Origin of the sequence: Desulfonatronospira sp., assembly GCA_003563255.1 — a bacterium.
Lineage (GTDB): Bacteria > Desulfobacterota > Desulfovibrionia > Desulfovibrionales > Desulfonatronovibrionaceae > Desulfonatronospira.
The window spans coordinates 1-3,040 of record PWSL01000080.1; the positions used below are offsets into that span (position 1 = coordinate 1).

Below are 3,040 nucleotides of genomic sequence, written 5' to 3' on the forward strand. Positions count from 1 at the left end.
GGCTCTCCCCGCACTTATTTTTTCCAATAAAACCAAGATCATTTTTAATAAAAATAAGTGCGGGGGTGCCTGTCCCCAATTGAGGCAGGCATAAAATTTTATAAGTTTCGCTGTAGTGTTAATCGTTGAAGAGAAAACTTCATGATTTCGTATCTGTTTAGCGCTTTACATGTGGCATGGGGACTGGCTCTTCCGGGACCCACTTGTCCCAGAAAATGAGATATTTTAAGCACAAAATGATGCTCAAGTGGGTCCCGGAGTGCCTGTCCCCTGCTTTCCTTAAAAGCGCTAAACAGGCACATGATTTCAAAGGATTTATATCCTAAAGTTTAAAGCGGAATAGTATGGATTTTTTTGTCACCTGGCTGCTGGTTGGGCTGATAAGTGCAATAATCGCCGCGCGCAAAGGACATAGTGGATGCGGCTGGTTTGGTATGGGGATACTGCTGGGGCCCTTTGGACTTATCATGGCCTTGCTGACTCCTGAAAATCCGGATAATGTCCGCAAGATCCCCCGTGCAGCGCACAAATGGAAGAAATGTCCTTACTGTGCGGAAAGAATCAGGGCGGAAGCCAGGAAATGCAGGTACTGCGGTGAGACGTTCGACAGCGGGGAAGGGGAAAAAATCGCGCCTGCTTCCGCCACGGGTACAACAGGCCTGGAAAGGGTGTTGGAAAAGATCAGGCACAGTCTCCTGGACACCAACCTGGGAGCCTATATAGTGTACTTTATCATTGCCGTAATTATTGTGTTTTATATATTATCATGACAGTCAATAGATCTTTGGCAACGCCTGGTTTTCCTGACATGATCCAGGATGCTGAATATCCGGAATATTATCAGCTTTAACCGCCTGATTTCTTTACCTCAACCTGTTACCCGGTTAAACACCGCCGCCGGCAGTCACGCGCAAGCGGACAATGTGCAAGTCATGCAATCAGTTAATCAGGCGCAAGGCGTATCTGTTCAGCGCTTTTATGGAAAGCAGGGGACAGGCACTCCAGCACTTATTTTTAATAATGATTTCTACATCAGATAAAAATAAGTGCCGGGAGAGCCAGTCCCCATGCCACATGCAAAGCGCTAAACAGATACTGCAAGGCTTTTCAACAGCCTGCGTGCATTTTTATGCGAAGGATCTATGGACAGGGCCTTTTCAGCGAGACTGGCGGCCTTGTCATTTTGCTTCAAAGCGGCATGCGTGGTGGCAATATTGTAGGGCACGCTGGCATAACTGGTAAGCAGGCCAGGATTGAGTTCCAGTGCTTTTTGGAAGCTTGCCAGTGCATTGTAGTACTGCTTTCCCTGGGCGTAAGCCAGACCAATGTTGTAATACAACCCTTCATCACCAGGAGCTATCTTCAGGGCTTGCTGATAAAATTCTATAGCCCTGGAAAGCTTACCCTGCTGCCTCAAGTTTATTGCGATTTCATTGAATAACCATAAATCATCACGATTCAGATCCTGACCTTTGTATTCAATGGCTTTTTCCAGGTATTTCGTGCTGAGCTCCGGCCGGATATTCTTTATTCTGCGGGCTATCTTAGCCATGGTGGAGCTAATAATATCCCTGGCCTGCCTCTGTACCTGTCTGATAGCCTGATTGAAGCTTTGCACCGCATTTTCCTCGTCATCCAGCTGTAAATAGGTGCTGCCAAGCTCAATTTTTCTATCGTAATTAAGTGGTGATATCTTATCCAGTTTTTTAAGGTATTCCAGTTTTTTTTCGAGATCCTCCATGTCTTCGTAAAGTGTTACCAGTTTTTTTAAGGGCTTAAGGTACATCTTACTTTCCCGGGAGGCTTTAATATAAAAGTCCTCCGCCAGTTCGAAATTGCCTTTGGCCTTTGCAATGTCTCCCTTCAGAATAAAACCGGCTGCGCTGTCAGGTTTCTGATTCAAAATTTCTTGCACCACCTCGTCTGCCTGTTCAAGTTCATTGGTTAAAATTAAAGATTTGGCAGTGTTGATCTTTTGGGATAATCCATCAATGGGTTTAAAAGTGAGACTGATCTTCTGAACAAGGGAATAGATTGAAACAGGTTTTACGATTACGTTGTCTGCACCCATCTCGTATATTTGCGCTACGTTATCCCTGTTTGTTTCAGCTGTTAAAGTAATGAACCTGCACTCGTCTCCAAAACTTGATTTTAAATCTCTTAACCTGAAGACATTGCTGCTGCCTTCAGTCATGTTTTCAATCAAAAAAATTATTCCGGTATAAATGCCTGAGCTCAAAAGGACCCTGGCTTCAGAGGAGACTTTGTCAATATGCTTTCTATGAATAAGGGCTCTGGTGTCTAATCCCAGATATTTAAAGGATGCATGCACTGTTTTATAAAAAAGGATATCATCGGTGACTGCGAATATGCATCCTTTTCTGACAGAGATAAAATCTCTGAATATATCATTGTATTTCTTGACTGCTTGCTTTTGCGCCACATTAACCTCGATTTTGATCCTTCCAGGCCTGGGGACTGTCCCCGCTATGTACTAACTGTGCAGGTTCACACAACTTAGCCTTTGTCATATTATATTTGTGCAGGACAGGTGTCGCGGGGACTGTCCCCGGGCCGGTTCCTGCGCCCCCTGAATGGTTACTCGGTGGTGGCTATTGGCACCAGGCCCTGGGGACTGTCCCCGCTAAGTACTAACTGTGCAGGTTCACAAACTTAGTGTCTACAATTTTTGTATTTGTGCGGAAAAGGTGTCGCGGGGACTGTCCCCGGGCCGTTTCCGGCACCCACTGAATGGTTACATTTTGTGCTTAAAATATCTCATTTTCTGGGACAAACGGGTCCCGGAATAGCCAGTCCCCATGCTACATGCAAAGCGCTAATCAGATACATGTTTTTATAGTTTCTGCCTCTGAAGTCCTGCAAAGAACTGTATCTGAGTTCCGGAGTTATTGCAGTTCCTGCTCCAGAGCCTGCAGCAACTGGTTCCTGGTGAACATGTCCCGCAGTATCAAAGGACTTTGAGGGTTGTCCATGGAGAATATCGCCACCAGGGGAATGCTCTGGCTGTCAAGGGAGCGTA

At 45.6% G+C, this 3,040-nt stretch carries 3 protein-coding genes; 2 read left to right on the forward strand and 1 reads right to left on the reverse strand.

Features of this window, described 5'->3' with window-relative positions; all coding sequences use genetic code 11:
• Positions 1-344: 344 nt before the first annotated feature.
• Positions 345-770, forward strand: coding sequence for a hypothetical protein (locus QZP87_RS02285; protein ID WP_291321302.1), 426 nt, complete (start codon positions 345-347; stop codon positions 768-770).
• A 48-nt stretch (positions 771-818) separates the two neighbouring features.
• Positions 819-1,040 carry a hypothetical protein gene (locus tag QZP87_RS02290; protein ID WP_291321303.1) on the forward strand — a complete coding sequence of 74 codons (222 nt, stop codon included), beginning with the start codon at positions 819-821 and terminating at the stop codon, positions 1,038-1,040.
• Positions 1,041-1,084: 44 nt separating this feature from the next.
• On the opposite strand, the gene QZP87_RS02295 is transcribed toward QZP87_RS02290, so the two are convergent.
• Positions 1,085-2,443, reverse strand: a complete 1,359-nt coding sequence (locus QZP87_RS02295; RefSeq protein WP_291321304.1) for a tetratricopeptide repeat protein — start codon at positions 2,441-2,443, stop codon at positions 1,085-1,087.
• Between the last annotated feature and the right edge of the window lie 597 nt (positions 2,444-3,040).